Genomic DNA, 18,247 nt, shown 5'->3' with positions numbered 1-18,247 from the left:
ATGCAGATATAGGGAAAAGAAACATATAGGAGGGATTTAAACATGGCAGAAGTTGAAAGCTTTACATTGGATCATACAAAGGTAAAGGCACCTTACGTGCGTAAGATTGAGACACAACAAGGTCCAAATGGGGGACAAATTGTAAATTATGATTTGCGTTTGACACAGCCAAACGAGACCGCTATGGAAACGGCTGGGGTTCACACATTAGAGCACTTATTTGCCAGCCTGGTACGTGATGAACTAGATGGTATTATTGATATTTCACCATTTGGTTGTCGTACTGGATTCCACATTATTAGCTGGGTAGATTACACGCCAACGCAGGTTGCTGAAACCTTTACACGTGTCTTGCGTAAGATTCGTGATGACATCACTTGGGATGATGTCCCAGCAACGGTTGCTAAAGAATGTGGTAACTACAAGGATCACAGTCTACATTCAGCTAAAGAATGGTCAAAAATTATTCTTGAACAAGGTTTCTCAGATGATCCATATGTACGTCATGTCGTCGAAGCCTAAGTGAAAAATGCCACGATGTGGTCATTAAATTTATAAACTGGTCAACCCTTTATTTAATAAGGGTTGACCAGTTTTTTGATTTTAGTAACAAGCTCCCGCTGAGTGTTAAGAGGTGCAAAAAATATGAAGACAGGCTATAATACATAAAAATTAAAATTCTTTAATTTTAGATGCACTAGTTAAGAACGGGGGAGAAGAATATGCCAAAAATTAGTGATGTATTTCATGAGTACGGCTTTAAGGACGATCGTTTAACTTTACTAGCAGGACCATGTGCCATAGAATCTTATGAAACTTGTGCCGAGGTCGTTGAGGGATTAAAAGAAATAACTGACGAATTAGGCATTAATTATGTTTTTAAGTCATCATTTGATAAGGCTAATCGTAGTTCGATTTCATCAGATCGTGGATCTGGTATGGAAGCAGGACTTGAGGTCTTACGTCAAATTAAGGAAAATTATCATGTACCCATCGTGACTGATGTGCATGAATCATATCAATGTGCACCGGTTGCTGAGGTAGCAGATGTTTTGCAGATTCCAGCATTTTTAAGTCGTCAAACTGATTTGCTATTGGCGGCTGCTAAGACGGGACGGGTCGTTAATATTAAGAAGGCCCAGTTTATGGCTCCCGAAGATATTCAAAGTGCCGTCAACAAGGTCGCTTCTCAGAATGAACATATCCTGGTGACTGAACGAGGTACGATGTTCGGTTATCATCAACTAGTTGTTGACATGACGAGCTTGATTCAAATGCGTCAAACCGATTATCCAGTTATCTTTGATGCAACGCATTCAGTACAGATTCCAAGTGGTTATGGTAATCATTCAGGTGGTAATCGTGACTATGTTTTCCCATTATTGCGCGCAGCGTTATCAATTGGGATTGATGGTATCTTTGCCGAAGTGCATCCAAATCCACCCAAGGCTATCTCAGATCAGGATAGTCAATTATATCTATCAAAGGCACGACCTATTTTAGAAGAAGCTAATCGATTATTCCATCAACATCTTGAGAATAAGGCGGTGTATGCAGATGAAGACTTACTATAATGATGCAAAAGAGACGTTCAATACTGAAATTACGGCTTTAGAGAAGGTACGTGATGAACTGGACGAAAGTTTCGACCAAGTAGTGGACGCCGTATTAGAGACTACTGGTCGTTTAATTTTTATTGCTATTGGAAAATCAGGGATTATTGCTGAAAAGATTGCAGCTTCGTTTTCATCAATTGGGGTTGCCAGTTTCTTTATTGATGCGGGAAATGCCTTTCACGGTGATTTGGGACGCGTATCAGCAGATGATTTGGTTTTCTTTGTCTCTAATAGTGGTGAAACCCAAGAGGTGCTGCAGACGTTCTTTGCCCTGCGACAGATTTTCGATGATGAATTAAAAACGGTGGCGCTAACGGGAGCTCCTGAATCAACTTTGGCCCAAAATTCCAGTTATCCGCTAATTGTTGATGTGGCTGTTGAAGCAGACACAACGAAATTAGCCCCAACTAGTTCAACGACGGCAACCTTAGTGGTTGGTGATGCATTATTGATTGCTGTTCAAAAAGAAAAAGAATTTACACGTGATGACTTTGCTTTGTATCATCCGGGAGGTTCGATTGGAAAGTTGTTGTTGCAGCGCGTTAAGAATGTGATGCATACAAAAATTCCGTATGTCCGCATCCATACCCCAATCAATGATGTGATTTATCGGATCAGTGATTTTAGTGTTGGGATGACGTTGGTCAAAGATGATGATGACAATGTGGTTGGTATCGTGACTGATGGCGATATCCGTAAGAAAATGCTACAGGTACCAATGGTTAAAAAATCAACGGCAGCAGATTATATGACCGAAGGGTTCGTTAGCATCGATGCCAATAAGCGTAATAGTTCTGCTTGGAAGAAAATGGCGTCACATAATATCTCCAACTTAGTTGTTGAAGAGGCAGGTGAGGTTGTTGGGATTATTACGATTCATGATGTTCTTGATGAATAAATAAATTAAAATTATTTTATACGTTAACGCCAATACATTAAACGTTTTAATAAAACAATGGAAATAGTTAAACTGTTTACTAAAGTATGTAACCGTGCTATATTATTACCAATCATTAATACCTTTTAAGTGTAGTCCAGTGAGACTATCAAGGGTGACGTTGATTGGTAAACAGTACCTTAACAGGGATAACTGTATGATTAATTGAATGACAAGCCTTAGGAACCCACTGGATTCCTAAGGCTTTTTTTGTGTAATCAATAAGGAGATTATCATGCGGAACTTTGTGAATTTGAATCAGTTATCTACACAAGCAATTACTTCACTCATCGTGGCTAGTTTAGCCTATAAAAATGGTGAGAAAGGTTTACCACAAATGACGCAACATGTCGCTAATCTATTTTTTGAAAATTCAACACGTACTGCTAGCAGCTTTCAAATGGCTGAAAGTAAATTAGGCTGGTCGACAATTAACATCAATCCAGCAACGAGTTCCACACAAAAGGGGGAAAGCTTAAGCGATACGTTAAAGACGCTTGGCGCCATTGGTGTGGATGTCGTGGTGTTACGCCACAGTATCAATGATTGGTATCGGCCGCTTATTGAGGAACAGTCACCACTGATGCCAAAGCTAGTCAATGCGGGGGATGGTAATGGGCAGCATCCGTCACAGAGTCTCTTGGATTTGATGACGATTTATGAACAGTTTGGTTACTTTGAAGGCTTGCATATCCGAATCGTCGGTGATTTATCACATTCACGAGTCGCACGCTCAAATGCCGAAATTTTAAACCGGTTAGGAGCGACGGTTAGTTTTGCCGGACCGGCAGACTGGTATCCAACAGATTTTGATCAATATGGTAATTATCAAGCTATCGATGAAGATTTAAACGACATTGATGTGCTGATGTTACTACGCGTACAACATGAACGCTTGGCAGCCGACGAAAATCAAAAATTTTCAATCGATGAATATCACGAACAGTTTGGCTTGACTCATGAACGGTATAACCAGTTAAAAGATGATGCGATTATTATGCACCCCGCACCAGTGAACCGTGGTGTTGAAATCGCCGATGACTTAGTTGAAGCTGATAAAGCGCGGATATTCACGCAAATGGCTAATGGGGTGTACGCCAGAATGGCAATCTTAAGTGCAATGATTGAGGAGAAAAGCTATGACACGATTACTAATTAAACAGGCGCATTTATTAGTACATGATAATGAATTGAAACTGCAAGATGTCTTAATCAGTGAAGGAAAAATCGTTGAAATTGCCGACGAAATCACAACACCAGCCACACGCACAATTGAGGCGCAAGGTGCTTTGTTGACACCGGGGTTGGTGGATGTCCATGTGCATTTCCGTGAGCCTGGGTTTGCCTATAAAGAAACGGTGGCGACTGGTTCCCAGGCAGCAGCTCGTGGTGGGTTTACGACGGTGCTAGCAATGCCAAATCTTGATCCGGTACCAGCAACGCCAGCTGCGTTTACACAAATTAAAGCCAATAATGAAGCAAATGGCCGGGTGCATATTTATCAGTATGCAGCGATTTCAGAAGGACTGACATCAGCTGATGTCAGTGACATGGAGACCTTAGCTGCAGATGGCGCCATTGCCTTTACGAATGATGGTAAAGGTGTTCAAACGGCCGCTACGATGTTAACTGCCATGCAAGCAGCCGCTAAGGTTAAGCGACCATTAGTTGCCCATGTTGAAGATGAATCACTTGTGAATGGTGGTGTGATGAATCTGGGCAAGCGCTCAAAAGAATTGGGCTTACCAGGGATTGATCCACTATCCGAGTCATCGCAGTTGGCACGAGATTTGGTAATTGCCAAAGCAACTGGGGTCCACTATCATGTGGCGCATATCTCAACGAAGGAATCAGTGGACTTAGTTCGATTTGCTAAGTCTCAAGGTGTACAGGTAACGGCTGAAGTGTCACCACACCATTTGTTACTTGATGAAACGGATATTACTGGTGATAATGCCTACTTTAAGATGAATCCGCCATTGCGCACGCCAACCGACCGTCAAGCTGTTATTGCAGGCTTGCTAGATGGCACGATCGATATGGTCGCAACAGATCATGCGCCACATAGTTTGGCAGAAAAACAACGCTCATTCATTGGTGCTGCCTTTGGTATTACGGGGATTGAGACGAGTTTCCAATTGATGTACACGCATTTCGTGAAATCAGGTATTGCCACACTAGAACAATTACTACAATGGATGGTTGTTCAACCACGAGTGGCATTTAACTTACCCGGACAAAGCGAGTTAACGGTTGGGGCACCAGCAGATTTAGCATTATTTGATATCGCTCATGCCCATACGATTACAGCAGATGAATTCCTTTCAAAGGGGGTCAATACACCGTTTATCGGTGCGACGGTTTATGGACAAACAGTATTAACATTAGTCAACGGTCAGGTTGCTTACGAAGCATAAGGGGGTAAATATGCAACGCTATCTTGTTTTAGAAAATGGTTCAATTTATACCGGTGAAGGTTTTGGTTCAGAGAAAGTTGTGGAAGGAGAGATTGTTTTTAATACAGGGATGACCGGTTATCAAGAATCATTGACGGACATTTCTTATTTTGGTCAAATATTGACCTTTACTTATCCACTAATTGGTAACTATGGAATTAATCGTGATGATTATGAATCACTAAAGCCAACTGCAACGGCAATTGTGGCTCATGAAATTGCGCGGCGCCCATCAAATTGGCGCCAACAAATGTCGATTGCCGAATGGGCTGAAAAAATGGATTTACCAGGGATTACCAATGTTGATACGCGTGCGTTGACTAAGGAAATTCGTGAACATGGTGTCATGAAGGCGGCCCTTGTTGACGAAATTCAGGCGGATACGGTTGCGAAGCTCCAAGATATTCAAGCAGATATCAACGAAGTGGCTGCAATGACGACGAAAACAACCTATGTCAATCCTACTGAAGGTTTATCAATTGCTTTGATCGACTTCGGTTTGAAAAATTCGATTTTACGTTCATTAGCAAAACGTGGTGTTAACGTGATGGTTTTCCCGGCTGATGTTGAGGCACAAACGATTTTGGACATGGCACCAGATGGGGTCATGCTGTCAAATGGGCCAGGAAATCCAGAGGCAGTGGCGCATATTTTACCAGTTATTCGTGAACTACAAGAAACTTTGCCTCTAATGGGTATTTGTTTGGGACATCAATTATTCGCGCTGGCTAACGGGGCTGAAACCTACAAATTAAAGTTTGGTCATCGTGGTTTCAATCATGCAGTTCGTAATTTAGTGAAGGATCAAATTGATTTTACCTCACAAAATCATGGTTATGCGGTTGCGGCTGAATCAATCGTTGGAACCGATTTAGAAATTACCCATGAGGAAATTAATGATCACACTGTTGAAGGATTGCAATTAAAAAATCGACCTGCTTTTTCAGTGCAATTCCATCCGGATGCAGCACCTGGTCCCCATGACGCTGAATATTTATTTGATGACTTCCTAGAAATGATCGTCGCCACTAAGAAAGGACAAATGCAACATGCCTAAACGTACAGATATTCATAAAATTTTAGTAATTGGTTCAGGTCCGATTATTATCGGCCAAGCAGCTGAATTTGATTATTCAGGTACCCAAGCTGCGATGTCACTAAAAGAAGAGGGCTACGAGGTCGTTTTGGTGAACTCAAATCCCGCCACGATTATGACAGATAGTGAAATCGCCGATGAGGTTTATATTGAGCCATTATCATTAGAGTTTTTATCACGAATTCTGCGCAAGGAACGTCCTGATGCCATCTTGCCAACCTTGGGTGGTCAAACTGGTTTGAACATGGCCAAGCAACTGGCTGAAACAGGTATTTTGGACGAATTAGGCATTATCTTATTAGGAACAAAATTATCAGCGATTGAAGAGGCTGAGGATCGCGAAGCCTTTAAAAACCTAATGACTCGCCTAAACGAACCAGTTCCTGAATCAATGATTGCAGTTACGGTTGAACAAGCTTTGTCGTTTGCTGAGACAAGTGGCTACCCGGTTATTGTGCGACCAGCTTATACCTTAGGTGGTACTGGTGGCGGAATTGCCAATGACGAAGAAGAATTAAAAGCAATCGCGGCAAATGGCTTAGAGCTGTCACCGGTTACCCAGGTGTTGATTGAGCAATCAATCGCCGGATACAAGGAAATTGAATTTGAAGTTATGCGTGATGCAGCTGACAATGCTTTGATTGTGGCTTCAATGGAAAACTTTGACCCAGTCGGTGTTCACACGGGTGATTCAATTGTGGTGGCCCCAGTCCAAACTTTGTCTGACCGTGAATTGCAAATGATGCGTGACGCAGCCTTGAAGATTATTCGAGCTTTGAAAATCGAAGGTGGGGTCAACATTCAAATGGCCTTGGATCCAAATTCGTTTAACTACGATATTATCGAAGTTAATCCACGTGTGTCACGTTCATCTGCTTTGGCCTCAAAAGCAACGGGTTACCCAATTGCCAAGATGGCGGCAAAAATAGCAGTTGGTTTGACATTGGACGAAATTATCAATCCGGTTACCGGGACGACGAAGGCGGCTTTTGAACCAGCCTTGGACTATGTGGTCGTCAAAATTCCACGTTGGCCATTTGACAAATTCGCAACCGCTGACCGTCATTTAGGTACACAAATGAAGGCCACTGGTGAAGTCATGGCTATTGGTCGCAATATTGAAGAAGCCATGAATAAGGCGGTCCGTTCATTAGAAATTGGCGCCATTGGTCTGCGTGATCTTAACTTTGCCGAGATTTCAACTGAAAAGTTGTTAAATGACTTGATGCCCGCACGTGATGATCGTTTGTTCATGATTGGTGAATTACTACGTCGGGGTGTTTCAATAGATGAAATCCATAACCGGACGAAGATTGATTACTTCTTCTTGGATAAGGTGCTCCATCTCATTGAAATTGAAGAAAATCTGGCACAACATGTTGGCGAGGAACAAGCATTACAACAAGCCAAGCAAAATGGTTTTGCCGATCAGACCATCGCAGATATCTGGCAATGGTCAGCTGCTGATGTTACATCGTTACGGGAAGATGCAGCCATTCAACCCGTTTATAAAATGGTTGATACGGTGGCAGCCGAATTTGCGTCACAAACACCTTACTACTATGCAACTTATGAAGAGCAGAGTGAATCAGTTGTCACTGATAAACAAAGCGTGTTGGTGCTTGGTTCAGGACCTATCCGTATCGGTCAAGGTGTCGAGTTTGACTATGCCACTGTCCATGCGGTCAAGGCTATTCAAGCCGCTGGTTATGAAGCAATTATTATGAATTCTAATCCTGAAACGGTTTCAACGGACTTCTCGGTTTCAGATAAGTTGTATTTCGAGCCATTAACTTTGGAAGATGTGCGCAATGTGATTAATTTGGAGCAACCAATCGGGGTCGTTGTGCAATTCGGTGGTCAAACTGCCATTAACTTAGCAGAACCGTTGGCTAATGCAGGTGTGAATATCTTAGGAACTAGTGTGGCTAACTTGAATCGTGCCGAGGATCGTGAAGAGTTCGATCAAGTGATCAAGCAATTAGCCCTAGCACAACCAATGGGTAAAACTGCAACAACGATTGGCGAAGCTTTGCACGCTGCTGAAGAAGTTGGTTATCCAGTGTTGGTCCGTCCATCGTACGTCTTAGGTGGTCGTGCCATGGAAATCGTGAATAATGAGGTTGAACTACAAGATTATATGGGACGGGCGGTCCAAGTTTCGCATGATCATCCCGTACTAATCGACTCATATTTGGTCGGCTCTGAAGCCGAAGTCGATGTACTTTCTGATGGTGAAACGGTGGTTATTCCAGGAATTACGGAACACATTGAGCGTGCTGGGGTCCATTCAGGTGATTCAATGTCGGTTTATCCAACGCAAACATTGTCTGACAAAGTGAAGCAAGAAATCACCACTGCATCAATCGCATTAGCTAAGAGTTTGGATACGATTGGCTTGATGAATGTGCAATTTGTGATTCATGAAGACACAGCTTATGTGATCGAAGTTAACCCACGTGCATCAAGAACAGTACCGTTTATTTCAAAAGTAACGCACTTGAAATTGGCACAATTAGCCACACGCGTCATGCTAGGGGAAAAGTTGGCTGACATGGGCTTTGAAACTGGCTTGGTTCCTGAGTCAAAGATGGTTCACGTCAAGTCACCAATCTTCTCATTCACCAAGTTACCAGCGGTAGATTCACTATTAGGACCTGAGATGAAATCAACGGGTGAAGTCATGGGTTCAGATAAGACCTTCGAAAAGGCTCTTTACAAAGCCTTTGTCGCTTCAAATATTAAGATTCCACATGAAGGAAATGTGTTGTTTACCATTGCTGATGAAGATAAGGTTGAGGCTTTGGCATTAGCAAAGCGTTTTAATGAACTAGGGTTCCAATTGTTTGCAACAGCTGGAACGGGTGATTATTTCATGCACAATGGTTTAAACGTCCAAGTGCTAGATAAAATCAGTGAAACGAAGCATAATGCCGTAACGGCATTGAGCCAAGGTGATTTACAGTTAGTCATTAATTCAACGCACCAAGATGTGGCCACAGTCAACGACAGTCGCTTGATTCGTAATGCCGCGATTGAGAATGCGGTACCACTCTTTACAGCCTTTGATACCGTGAAGGCCTTGTTGAGTGTCCTTGAATCACAAGCCTTTACGGTTACCCCGGCATAACAACAATAAGACTGGCAATAATAAAGGAGAATTCGCACATGAATGATGAACGCTACGCCGTTTCTTTACCAGGTTTAACACTTAAAAATCCATTTATGCCATCGTCAGGTGCCTTCTATTACGGGCTCGATCATATGGACGATTTTGACCTTAATCAGTTAGGGGCTTTGGTGTTAAAGACGACAACGTTGACCCCACGGACAGGGAATCCACAACCTTGGATCGTAAATACCAAAGCCGGTATCTTAAATTCGGTTGGTTTAGCTAATCCAGGAATTGATGCTGTGACCGCTGATTTTCTGCCGGAATTAGCCGACAAATTACCGGATTTACCTAAGATGTTGTCAATTTCAGGGGCAACCGTTGATGAATTCGTACAACTAGCGAAAATTATTGACGATATAGCAACTGTTAATGCGATCGAGTTGAATCTGTCATGCCCCAATGTGGATGAAGGCGGGCGGGCCTTTGGCGTGACGGAGACTGGCATCCATGCAGTGGTGAGCGCTGTGCGCGCAGCTACGTCAAAGCCGATTTATGCCAAGTTGTCCCCCAACGTGACTGACATTAAACCACTAGCAGTGACTGCTGAAAATGCAGGTGCCGATGGTTTGACGATGGTCAACACCTTAGTGGGAATGAGTTTAGATTTGCAAAGTCGTTCAGCAAGTTTGTATCGTGGTAAAGGTGGTTTGTCGGGCGAAGCGATTCATCCAATTGCCGTCGAGTTGATTTGGGAAGCGGCCTCAGTGGTCCATATTCCAATCATCGGTGTTGGTGGCGTGTCATCGATTGATGATGCCTTAGAACTAATGTTGGCCGGTGCTTCTGCCGTGCAAGTCGGCGTCATGAATAGCGTCGATAAGCTGAGATTACCTAAGTTGATTGATGCTTTACCAGCGGCACTAGATAAGTATCATTTTGATAAGGTGAGTGATGTCACTGGTGCCTTACGGGACTTGCCTGAAAATGAAGATGAATGGACAGCGATTAAGAAGGAGCAAGCATGAGTGTGCAGAACCCAGTTTTTATTGCCTTAGATTTTCCTGAAGCGACAGTTGCTTGGCGTTTTCTAGATCAATTTCCAGCAGATCAGCAATTGGCGGTTAAGGTGGGGATGGAACTTTTCTATCGTGAAGGACCAGCCTTTGTAGCGGCCTTGAAAGAGCGTGGCTACATTGTCTTTCTCGACTTAAAATTGTATGACATTCCTCATACTGTCGGGCAGGCGACAAAAAATATCGCTCGTTTAGGCGTTGATTATTTAACCTTGCATGCTGCTGGTGGTGTGCGCATGATGACCGCAGCTAAAGAAGCGACCCTGGCTGCTGCCCATGGACCAAAGCTTTTGGCAATTACGCAGCTCACGTCATTTACGGAAGCCGAATTACAAGCGACGCAACAGATTGCGGTTTCTTTGAATGATTCTGTGATCCATCTGGCACAATTAGCGCAACAGGCCGGTTTAGCTGGCGTTATTTCCTCAGCCTATGAATCGCAGGCTATTCATGAAGCAACGAGTGACGAATTTTTGTCGATTACGCCAGGAATTCGTTTATTAGGAGATGCGCAAGGTGATCAGAGTCGTGTGATGACACCGACACTGGCGCAACAAAGGGGAGCGAACGGGATTGTTGTCGGCCGTTCCATTACACAAGCAGTCGATCCAGTAGCAACATACGAACAAGTTGTGACAGCATTTCATAAGGGGTAAAAAATGACAAATTATCAACAAGCGGTAGCACAGGCATTATTAGATATTGATGCCGTCAAATTACAACCAAATGACCCATTCACGTGGGCATCAGGGATTAAAAGCCCAATTTATACGGATAACCGTAAAGTTATTTCATTTCCAACAGCTCGTAAAACGATTATTGACGGTCTGGTTACTCTCATTAAAGAACAATATCCAGATGTTGAGGTGATTGGGGGCGTTGCGACCGCGGGGATTCCGCATGCGGCCTGGGTTGCTGAAAAACTGGGCTTACCATTAATTTATGTACGAGCACAACCCAAGGATCATGGGACTGGTAAACAAATTGAAGGTTCATTGCAAAGTGGTCAAAAGGTTGTTTTGATTGATGATTTGATTTCGACCGGTGGTTCTGTCTTGGGCGCTGTTAAAGCAACGCGGGCAGCTGGTGGTGAAGTGTTAGGGGTCACTGCTATTTTCTCTTATGAATTACCAGCAGCCACGGATAACTTTTCACAGGCGGTGACAACTTTTTCATCGCTAACTAATTTTTCTAGCTTAATTCAGGTTGCAAAAGAAACTGGTGAAATTACCCATGATGAGTTAGCGATGATTGCTGACTGGCACCAAACACTGGCATAATTGTCAATGAGTTTATGTCCAATTTTTACGCATAAAATGGTATGATAGGAAACATGAACGAGAAGATAAATTATGAACAATTAAATGGGCTGGATTTAGCTTATTATGGCGATGCCGTGTATGAGGTGTATATTCGACGTCACCTATTAGCGAAAGGCATTACCAAGCCAGCAAAATTACAACGTGAATCAAAGAAGTATGTCTCAGCCAAGGCACATGCAGCATTATATGCGTTAATCGAAGCAGAAGGAATTTATACTGAAACGGAACAAAAATACTTTAAACGTGGACGTAATGCTAACTCACATACCAAGGCTAAAAATACGGATGTTGTGACCTACCGCATTTCAACCGGATTTGAAGCAGTGTTTGGTTATTTAGGTGCTAGTGATCAGACAGAACGCTTAGAAGAATTAATTTCATGGATTTATAAACAAGTGGAAAGTGGGCGAACGGTTAATCATGGGACAACGAAATAATAAAAAACATGTTGGTAGCAAGCAACAAAAACCTGAGGTGACAGCAGATAACCAAGTTGAATTTGTCTATGGACATCATGCAGCTGTCGAGGCGTTGAAAGGTAAGACTGAAATCAACAAAGTTTGGTTACAGACTGGATTGGCAGATAAAGCACGTCATGAACTAACGAACTTAGCGAAAAAACGTGGCTTGGTTATGCAAGATGCACCAAAAGCAAAGCTTGATGAATTAACTAATGGTGAAAACCATCAAGGAGTCGTGTTATCAATTGCAGCTTATGCATATGCAACGATTGACGAGTTATTTGCTAAAGCAGCTGAAAAAGATGAAGCGCCTTTTTTCTTGGTATTAGATTCAATTGAAGATCCACATAACTTGGGGTCAATCATGCGAACTGCTGATGCAGCAGGTGTTCACGGGATTATTATTCCTAAGCGCCGGGCGGTACAATTGACCTCTGTTGTCGCCAAGACGTCAACTGGTGCAATTGAACATGTTCCCGTTGCCCGTGTTACCAACCTGGTACAAACCGTTGAACAATTGAAAGAACGCGGTGTTTGGGTATTTGGTACTGATATGAATGGTAAGGATTATCGACGCTGGGATGCTAATGGGGCAACTGCCTTGATTATTGGTAATGAAGGTAAAGGTATCTCGCCGCTATTGAAAAAGTCTGTTGACGAAACATTAGCCATTCCAATGATTGGTCATGTGCAAAGTTTGAACGCCTCGGTAGCAGCAAGCTTGCTTATTTATCAAGGTTATAATAGTCGTCACCCATTGGCATAAGAAACCATGTTTTTGCAACATATTTGGGTGGTCAGCATTTGCTGTGACTAACATAAGTGTGACACATTGCTCGCCTTTACGTATGCTTTTCTTACATTAGTAAGGAAAGGGTGAATCAGGTGCGTGATAAACGAGCAGATTTAATTTTGTCAGCCCAAGCGGGGGATGAGGTAGCTTTTCAAGCCATCTTACATGAATTTGAAGGTTTGATTTGGAAGACTTACCAACAACAACGTGTGCGCACGCAGCCGATTGATTGGCAACATGAATGTCGGGTCGTGCTCCATAAAACGTTACGCTTATTGCATAATCAAACTTGGGCAGCATTGACATTGTATTATAAACAGTCCTTGCAAACCCATGTTGTCCAGCTTTGGCGCAGTGAATACAAGGTACTAGATTTTCAAGTACCTGCTTTACAAGATGATATTGCACCTTATGAAACTCAAACCGCTTGCGAACGGTATGCCGTTCATCAGCAAAATTTGGTGGCTTTTATTATGGAATGGTACGCAACATTACCTGGTAAAGAGCGCGAACTGGTGTTTTTGCTCGTGCAAGGTTATGGTATGGCGGAAGCTGCCCAACTGATCCACCGTTCACGTTCGTGGTGCTATGGTATTCGACGTAAATGGCGTCAGATCTATCGCTTGGAAATGAAAAACAACTAGCCGTTTGGGAGTAAAAGTGTTAAAATTTACTATACTAAAAAAGAAGTTAGGAATAGCGGTGGCGCCAAATGGCAGAGAAAAAAGTCGCTTTAGCATGTAGTGTTTGTGGTTCACGAAATTATATGGTTGCTAAAAAGCCAACCCGTGTTGAACGTTTACAAGTAAAAAAGTATTGTAAGTATTGCGGTAATCACACATTGCATCGGGAAACAATGTAAGAGCATCGAACAGAGGTTTACAGATGAAGTTTATATCAAGTGTTATGAAAGAAATGCATACAGTTACTTGGCCAACATTTAATGAAAATATCCATAATACAACCATCGTTGTGTTTACCGGATTAGCCTTTGCGCTTATTTTTGGTGGCGCTGACTGGGTATTTGAACAAGGAATTACTTGGTTGTCTAAGTAAACAAAATGCGCTATACTATAGCTATGAATTAGCAGATAAAACCCTCATTTTAGAGGGTTTTTAATTTACAAAAATTTACGTCAAACAGTCTGAGGAGGCAATCATGGCAACTGAGTCATTCGATAAGCAATGGTATGTTTTGCACACATATGCAGGATATGAAAATCGCGTGAAATCAAATTTGGAATCACGTATTGAAACAATGGGTATGACGGATTATATTTTCCGTGTATTAGTGCCAGAGCAAGAAGTCGAAGTTGAAAAAGATGGCGAGACCAAGATTGTTAAAGAAAATGATTTTCCAGGTTATGCCTTGGTTGAAATGATCATGACTGACGAAGCTTGGTATGTTGTTCGTAATACACCAGGTGTTACTGGATTCTTAGGTTCACACGGTGGTGGTTCAAAGCCAGTGCCTTTGCTACCAGAAGAAGTTGATGATATGCTTGCTCGCATGAACTTAGTTGAACGCAAGGTCGAACATTTGGATGTCGTTGTTGGTGATTCAGTTGATGTTGTTTCAGGTAGTTTTGCTGGCCAAGGCGGTGAAATTACAGCGATTGATGATGAACGTCAAGAAGTTACTATCTTGATCAACATCTTTGGTCGTGACACACCAACGCAAATTTCATTTAACGATATCAAGCCAGTTAAATAAATATAACAAATTTGAACACTTAGCTTGCTATAAGCTAGATGTTTTGTTATTATAATCTAGTATGTGTTGTTATTATGCACATATGTGGGAGGCGTAAATCGAAACGCGCCATTTACACCACAAACACGAAGGAGGAAACAATCGTGGCTAAGAAAGTTTCAAGTATTGTTAAGTTGCAGATTCCAGCCGGTAAGGCTACACCTGCACCTCCAGTTGGACCTGCTTTGGGTCAAGCTGGTGTTAACATCATGGGATTCGCAAAGGAGTTTAATGCTCGTACTGCCGATCAAGGTGGTTTGTTGATCCCTGTAGTTATTACTGTGTATGAAGATCGTTCATTCGAGTTCATCACTAAGACTCCTCCAGCAGCTGTTCTTTTGAAGAAGGCCGCTGGTACTGAAAAGGGTTCTGGTGAGCCAAACACGAAGAAGGTCGCTACAGTTACTGCAGCACAAGTTCGTGAAATTGCAGAAACTAAGATGCAAGATCTAAACGCAGCTGATGTAGATGCAGCTGTTCGCATGATCGAAGGTACTGCTCGTTCAATGGGCTTCACTGTTGAAGGTTAATTAAACAAGTAACGTACGGATCGCATAGGAAACTAAGCAAGATCAAGCGGGAGGTCAATGACCGTTTGACCGCGTTTGCAAGGAGGAATAGCTACCATGGCTAAGTATGGTAAGAATTATTTGGCAGCTGCTGAAAAGGTTGACAGTAACAAAGTTTACACTGTCGATGAAGCTGCTGCATTGGTAAAGGATATTGACTTTGCCAAGTTTGATGCAACTGTTGAAATTGCATTTAACCTAAACGTTGATACGCGTCAAGCTGATCAACAATTGCGTGGTGCCGTTGTTTTGCCTAACGGTACTGGTAAGGACCAAACTGTTGTGGTCTTTGCACAAGGTGATAAGGCTAAAGAAGCTGAAGAAGCTGGTGCTGATGTTGTCGGTGCCGCTGACTTGGTACAACGTATCCAAGGTGGCTGGTTAGACTTTGATGTTGCTATTGCAACACCAGATATGATGGCACAAGTTGGACGTGTTGGTCGTGTCTTGGGACCTAAGGGCTTGATGCCTAACCCTAAGACTGGTACTGTTACGTTTGACGTAGCTAAGGCCGTTTCAGAAGCTAAGTCAGGAAAGGTTACTTACCGTACTGACCGTGACGGAAACGTTGCTGTACCAGTTGGTAAGGTGTCATTCGATGCTGACAAGCTTGCAGGAAACATCAAGTCATTGGCTTCTGTTATCTTGCGTTCACGCCCATCAGCTGTTAAGGGAACATACGTGCAACACGTATCAATTGCTTCAACATTTGGTCCTGCTGTGAACATCGACATTTCTTCACTATAATTAGATCCTTCTAAATATAGTAGAAGTATTTGTTGACACTTCCTCGACTACCTGTTAAAGTAGTCAGAGTAATATATCGATTCTACCTAAGACGCAGGTGTCGAAAGACTCAATATCCCGCCGAGGAAGTGAAAAAACGCGAAAGCGACTTTTGACCCCCGGTGCAGTTTGTACTGAGGGTCTTTTGGTAAGAATCAAAATCTAAACAGGAGGAACATTATACCATGAGTGAAGCAACCATTGCTGTTAAAGCACAACAAGTTGCCGAAGTTGCCGACAAGTTCAAGAACGCAACGTCTGCCGTTGTTGCTGACGTCCGTGGCTTGACTGTTGACGAGTCAACTAAGTTGCGTGCTGAATTACGTGGAGAAGGCGTTGAACTACGTGTTATCAAGAACAAAGTCTTGGTTCGCGCTGCTGAAGCTGCTGATTGGTCAGATATGAACGACCTATTTGCTGGTCCTTCAGCCGTTGCCTTTTCAAACGACGATGCAATCGCACCTGCCCGTGTTTTGAAGAAGTACGCTGATGATATCGATGCCTTGGAAATCAAGGGTGGATTCATCGATGGTAACATGGCATCTATTGAAGAAATCAATAAGTATGCTGCATTACCAGACCGTGACGGTTTGCTATCAATGTTGTTGTCAACATTGCAAGCACCTGTCCGCAACGTTGCCTATGCAGTTAAAGCTGTATCAGACGCAAAGGAAGAGGCTGAAGCCTAAGCATTCGCTTAGTTTCGCGTCTTAAATTCCCGGGCATTGCCCAAAATTAAAATTGCAAAAAACGCAAATATAAAGAGGAGATTATTTATCATGGCATTTGATAAGGATTCAATCATTGCTTCATTAAAGGAAGCTACGATCATGGACTTGGCTGACTTGGTTTCAGCTATCGAAGAAGAATTTGGTGTTTCAGCTGCTGCCCCTGTTGCAGCTGCTGGTGCAGCTGGTGGTGACGCCGCTGCTAAGACTGAATTCGACGTTGAGTTGACTTCAGCAGGTACTGCTAAGGTTAAGGTTATCAAGGCAGTTCGTGAAGCAACTGGCTTGGGCTTGAAGGACGCTAAGGGTCTTGTTGACGATGCACCTTCAGTTATCAAGGAAGGTCTTTCAGAAGACGACGCTAACGAATTGAAGGCAAAGCTTGAAGAAACTGGTGCTTCAGTTACTGTTAAGTAATTAAATTCGTTTAAGTGGTCAGAGATGACCATAAAAAGAAAGCTACTTGTATATGCAAGTAGCTTTTTTGTATACAATAAACTTATTTTGAGCTGATATAACTAACAACATGACATCTAGCAATATTTATGTCATAATTGCAAAAAAATTAAGAAAATTAGTTAATACTGTTTATAGAAACTTGTCGTATACTATTAATTATGAATAATAAAAACATGCGCGGGTTACGTTCACGTGAAGAAAACCCAAAAAAGAAAAAGATGAAGTGGTTATCAATTGCCATCGCGTTAATTGTGACCATTGGTGTTATCGCCATCGTATGGCCACACCACGAGGAGATAATGCGAACGATTACTCCTAAAAAAACACAGGGCAATTATAAAAAGAATCTGTCCCAATCATGGCAAAAAACACTAAAAGAAGAAAATGCGAATGTGGATGTTGCCGTTTATGATAAAAAACATGACAAGATAATCACCTTAAGACAAAGCAATCAAGACACTTTTTCTACCGCTAGTATTGTGAAGGTGTCTGTTCTGGCTACCTTATTAAGTAAACATGAGTCTACGAATGAGCCACTGACAGATAATCAAAAAACATTGGCGACAGCGATGATCGAACAAAGTGATAATGATGCAACAACAAATCTGTTATATCAAATGGGTGGTTATACCGCGCCAAATGAGTTGTTTGAAACACTATCAATGAATGATTCAAAAATGGATGCAGCAGCCTGGGGTAATTCAACCACAACAGCACCGGATCAAGTCACTTTGTTACGCAATCTTTTTTATAGTAGTGATACGTTGAATGATGACTCACGGCAATATGCTAAGGAATTAATGAGTCACGTTGAATCTAATCAAAGCTGGGGAATTACCGGCGGCGTCCCATCTGATGCTGAAACATCAGTCAAGAATGGTTGGTTACCACTTGATGATGGCTGGGTCGTCAATAGTATCGGCCATGTTAAAAATAAACAAGCAGACTATGTGATAGCTGTTTTGACTAATGGTGACGAGACAGAAGAAGACGGCATTAAGTTAATTGAAAAACTATCAAAACAAGCATATCGCGAGTTATCGAAATAAAAAATATATTTGGTAAAAAACGGTTGGGACGACA

The 18,247-nt window shown here is 42.4% G+C and carries 21 protein-coding genes and 1 other annotated feature; all 21 genes read left to right on the top strand.

What is annotated here, in order from left to right:
* The first annotated feature begins 42 nt into the window (after positions 1–42).
* The 21 genes from FOL01_RS08860 to FOL01_RS08760 all read left to right on the top strand — a co-directional run bounded on the left by FOL01_RS08860 (position 43) and on the right by FOL01_RS08760 (position 18,213).
* On the top strand, positions 43–522 hold the full coding sequence (locus FOL01_RS08860) for an S-ribosylhomocysteine lyase (protein WP_075270288.1): 480 nt from the start codon (positions 43–45) through the stop codon (positions 520–522).
* Between the two features lie 200 nt (positions 523–722).
* On the top strand, positions 723–1,574 hold the full coding sequence (gene kdsA, locus FOL01_RS08855) for a 3-deoxy-8-phosphooctulonate synthase (RefSeq protein WP_075270287.1): 852 nt from the start codon (positions 723–725) through the stop codon (positions 1,572–1,574).
* A complete protein-coding gene (locus FOL01_RS08850) occupies positions 1,558–2,514 on the top strand; it encodes a KpsF/GutQ family sugar-phosphate isomerase (protein ID WP_075270286.1) in 957 nt (318 codons plus the stop codon). Before kdsA ends, FOL01_RS08850 begins: the two co-directional genes overlap by 17 nt.
* 274 nt (positions 2,515–2,788) lie before the next feature.
* Positions 2,789–3,712 (top strand): aspartate carbamoyltransferase catalytic subunit, encoded by a 924-nt coding sequence (locus FOL01_RS08845; protein ID WP_075270285.1) that lies wholly within the window; start codon positions 2,789–2,791, stop codon positions 3,710–3,712.
* A complete protein-coding gene (locus FOL01_RS08840; RefSeq protein ID WP_075270284.1) occupies positions 3,693–4,970 on the top strand; it encodes a dihydroorotase in 1,278 nt (425 codons plus the stop codon). Before FOL01_RS08845 ends, FOL01_RS08840 begins: the two co-directional genes overlap by 20 nt.
* A gap of 10 nt (positions 4,971–4,980) precedes the next feature.
* Positions 4,981–6,066: a carbamoyl phosphate synthase small subunit gene (locus FOL01_RS08835; protein ID WP_075270283.1), complete on the top strand. Its 1,086-nt coding sequence runs from the start codon at positions 4,981–4,983 to the stop codon at positions 6,064–6,066.
* Positions 6,059–9,235 carry a carbamoyl-phosphate synthase large subunit gene (carB, locus tag FOL01_RS08830; protein ID WP_075270282.1) on the top strand — a complete coding sequence of 1,059 codons (3,177 nt, stop codon included), beginning with the start codon at positions 6,059–6,061 and terminating at the stop codon, positions 9,233–9,235. Before FOL01_RS08835 ends, carB begins: the two co-directional genes overlap by 8 nt.
* Before the next feature lie 38 nt (positions 9,236–9,273).
* Positions 9,274–10,245: a dihydroorotate dehydrogenase gene (locus tag FOL01_RS08825; protein WP_075270281.1), complete on the top strand. Its 972-nt coding sequence runs from the start codon at positions 9,274–9,276 to the stop codon at positions 10,243–10,245.
* Positions 10,242–10,949, top strand: a complete 708-nt coding sequence (pyrF, locus tag FOL01_RS08820; RefSeq protein ID WP_075270280.1) for an orotidine-5'-phosphate decarboxylase — start codon at positions 10,242–10,244, stop codon at positions 10,947–10,949. Before FOL01_RS08825 ends, pyrF begins: the two co-directional genes overlap by 4 nt.
* Positions 10,950–10,952: 3 nt before the next feature.
* Positions 10,953–11,573 carry an orotate phosphoribosyltransferase gene (gene pyrE, locus FOL01_RS08815; RefSeq protein ID WP_075270279.1) on the top strand — a complete coding sequence of 207 codons (621 nt, stop codon included), beginning with the start codon at positions 10,953–10,955 and terminating at the stop codon, positions 11,571–11,573.
* A 53-nt stretch (positions 11,574–11,626) separates the two neighbouring features.
* Positions 11,627–12,052, top strand: a complete 426-nt coding sequence (locus FOL01_RS08810; protein WP_075270278.1) for a Mini-ribonuclease 3 — start codon at positions 11,627–11,629, stop codon at positions 12,050–12,052.
* Complete coding sequence (gene rlmB, locus FOL01_RS08805) at positions 12,036–12,842, top strand: 23S rRNA (guanosine(2251)-2'-O)-methyltransferase RlmB (RefSeq protein WP_083603478.1); 807 nt, start codon at positions 12,036–12,038, stop codon at positions 12,840–12,842. The genes FOL01_RS08810 and rlmB overlap by 17 nt, the downstream gene beginning before the upstream one ends.
* A gap of 119 nt (positions 12,843–12,961) precedes the next feature.
* Entirely contained in the window at positions 12,962–13,513 is a 552-nt protein-coding gene (locus FOL01_RS08800; RefSeq protein WP_075270277.1) for a hypothetical protein, read from the top strand.
* Positions 13,514–13,581: 68 nt separating this feature from the next.
* Positions 13,582–13,731 (top strand): 50S ribosomal protein L33, encoded by a 150-nt coding sequence (gene rpmG, locus FOL01_RS08795; RefSeq protein ID WP_075270276.1) that lies wholly within the window; start codon positions 13,582–13,584, stop codon positions 13,729–13,731.
* A gap of 23 nt (positions 13,732–13,754) precedes the next feature.
* A complete protein-coding gene (gene secE / locus FOL01_RS08790) occupies positions 13,755–13,925 on the top strand; it encodes a preprotein translocase subunit SecE (protein ID WP_075270275.1) in 171 nt (56 codons plus the stop codon).
* Between the two features lie 103 nt (positions 13,926–14,028).
* Positions 14,029–14,583, top strand: coding sequence for a transcription termination/antitermination protein NusG (gene nusG, locus FOL01_RS08785; RefSeq protein ID WP_075270274.1), 555 nt, complete (start codon positions 14,029–14,031; stop codon positions 14,581–14,583).
* A gap of 143 nt (positions 14,584–14,726) precedes the next feature.
* Entirely contained in the window at positions 14,727–15,152 is a 426-nt protein-coding gene (gene rplK, locus FOL01_RS08780) for a 50S ribosomal protein L11 (protein WP_075270273.1), read from the top strand.
* Positions 15,153–15,248: 96 nt separating this feature from the next.
* Complete coding sequence (rplA, locus tag FOL01_RS08775) at positions 15,249–15,938, top strand: 50S ribosomal protein L1 (RefSeq protein ID WP_075270272.1); 690 nt, start codon at positions 15,249–15,251, stop codon at positions 15,936–15,938.
* Between the two features lie 67 nt (positions 15,939–16,005).
* Positions 16,006–16,133: a sequence feature (ribosomal protein L10 leader region), on the top strand.
* Positions 16,134–16,162: 29 nt separating this feature from the next.
* A complete protein-coding gene (gene rplJ, locus FOL01_RS08770; RefSeq protein ID WP_075270271.1) occupies positions 16,163–16,666 on the top strand; it encodes a 50S ribosomal protein L10 in 504 nt (167 codons plus the stop codon).
* Between the two features lie 90 nt (positions 16,667–16,756).
* A complete protein-coding gene (gene rplL / locus FOL01_RS08765) occupies positions 16,757–17,122 on the top strand; it encodes a 50S ribosomal protein L7/L12 (RefSeq protein WP_075270270.1) in 366 nt (121 codons plus the stop codon).
* A 200-nt stretch (positions 17,123–17,322) separates the two neighbouring features.
* The gene (locus FOL01_RS08760) at positions 17,323–18,213 is read left to right on the top strand and encodes a serine hydrolase (protein WP_083603477.1); all 891 of its coding nucleotides are present in this window, start codon (positions 17,323–17,325) and stop codon (positions 18,211–18,213) included.
* The last annotated feature ends 34 nt before the right edge of the window (positions 18,214–18,247 follow it).

Source organism: Weissella thailandensis (assembly GCF_001932615.1).
In the GTDB taxonomy this organism is placed as follows: domain Bacteria; phylum Bacillota; class Bacilli; order Lactobacillales; family Lactobacillaceae; genus Weissella; species Weissella thailandensis.
This window is presented reverse-complemented; position numbering and strand designations above follow the sequence as displayed.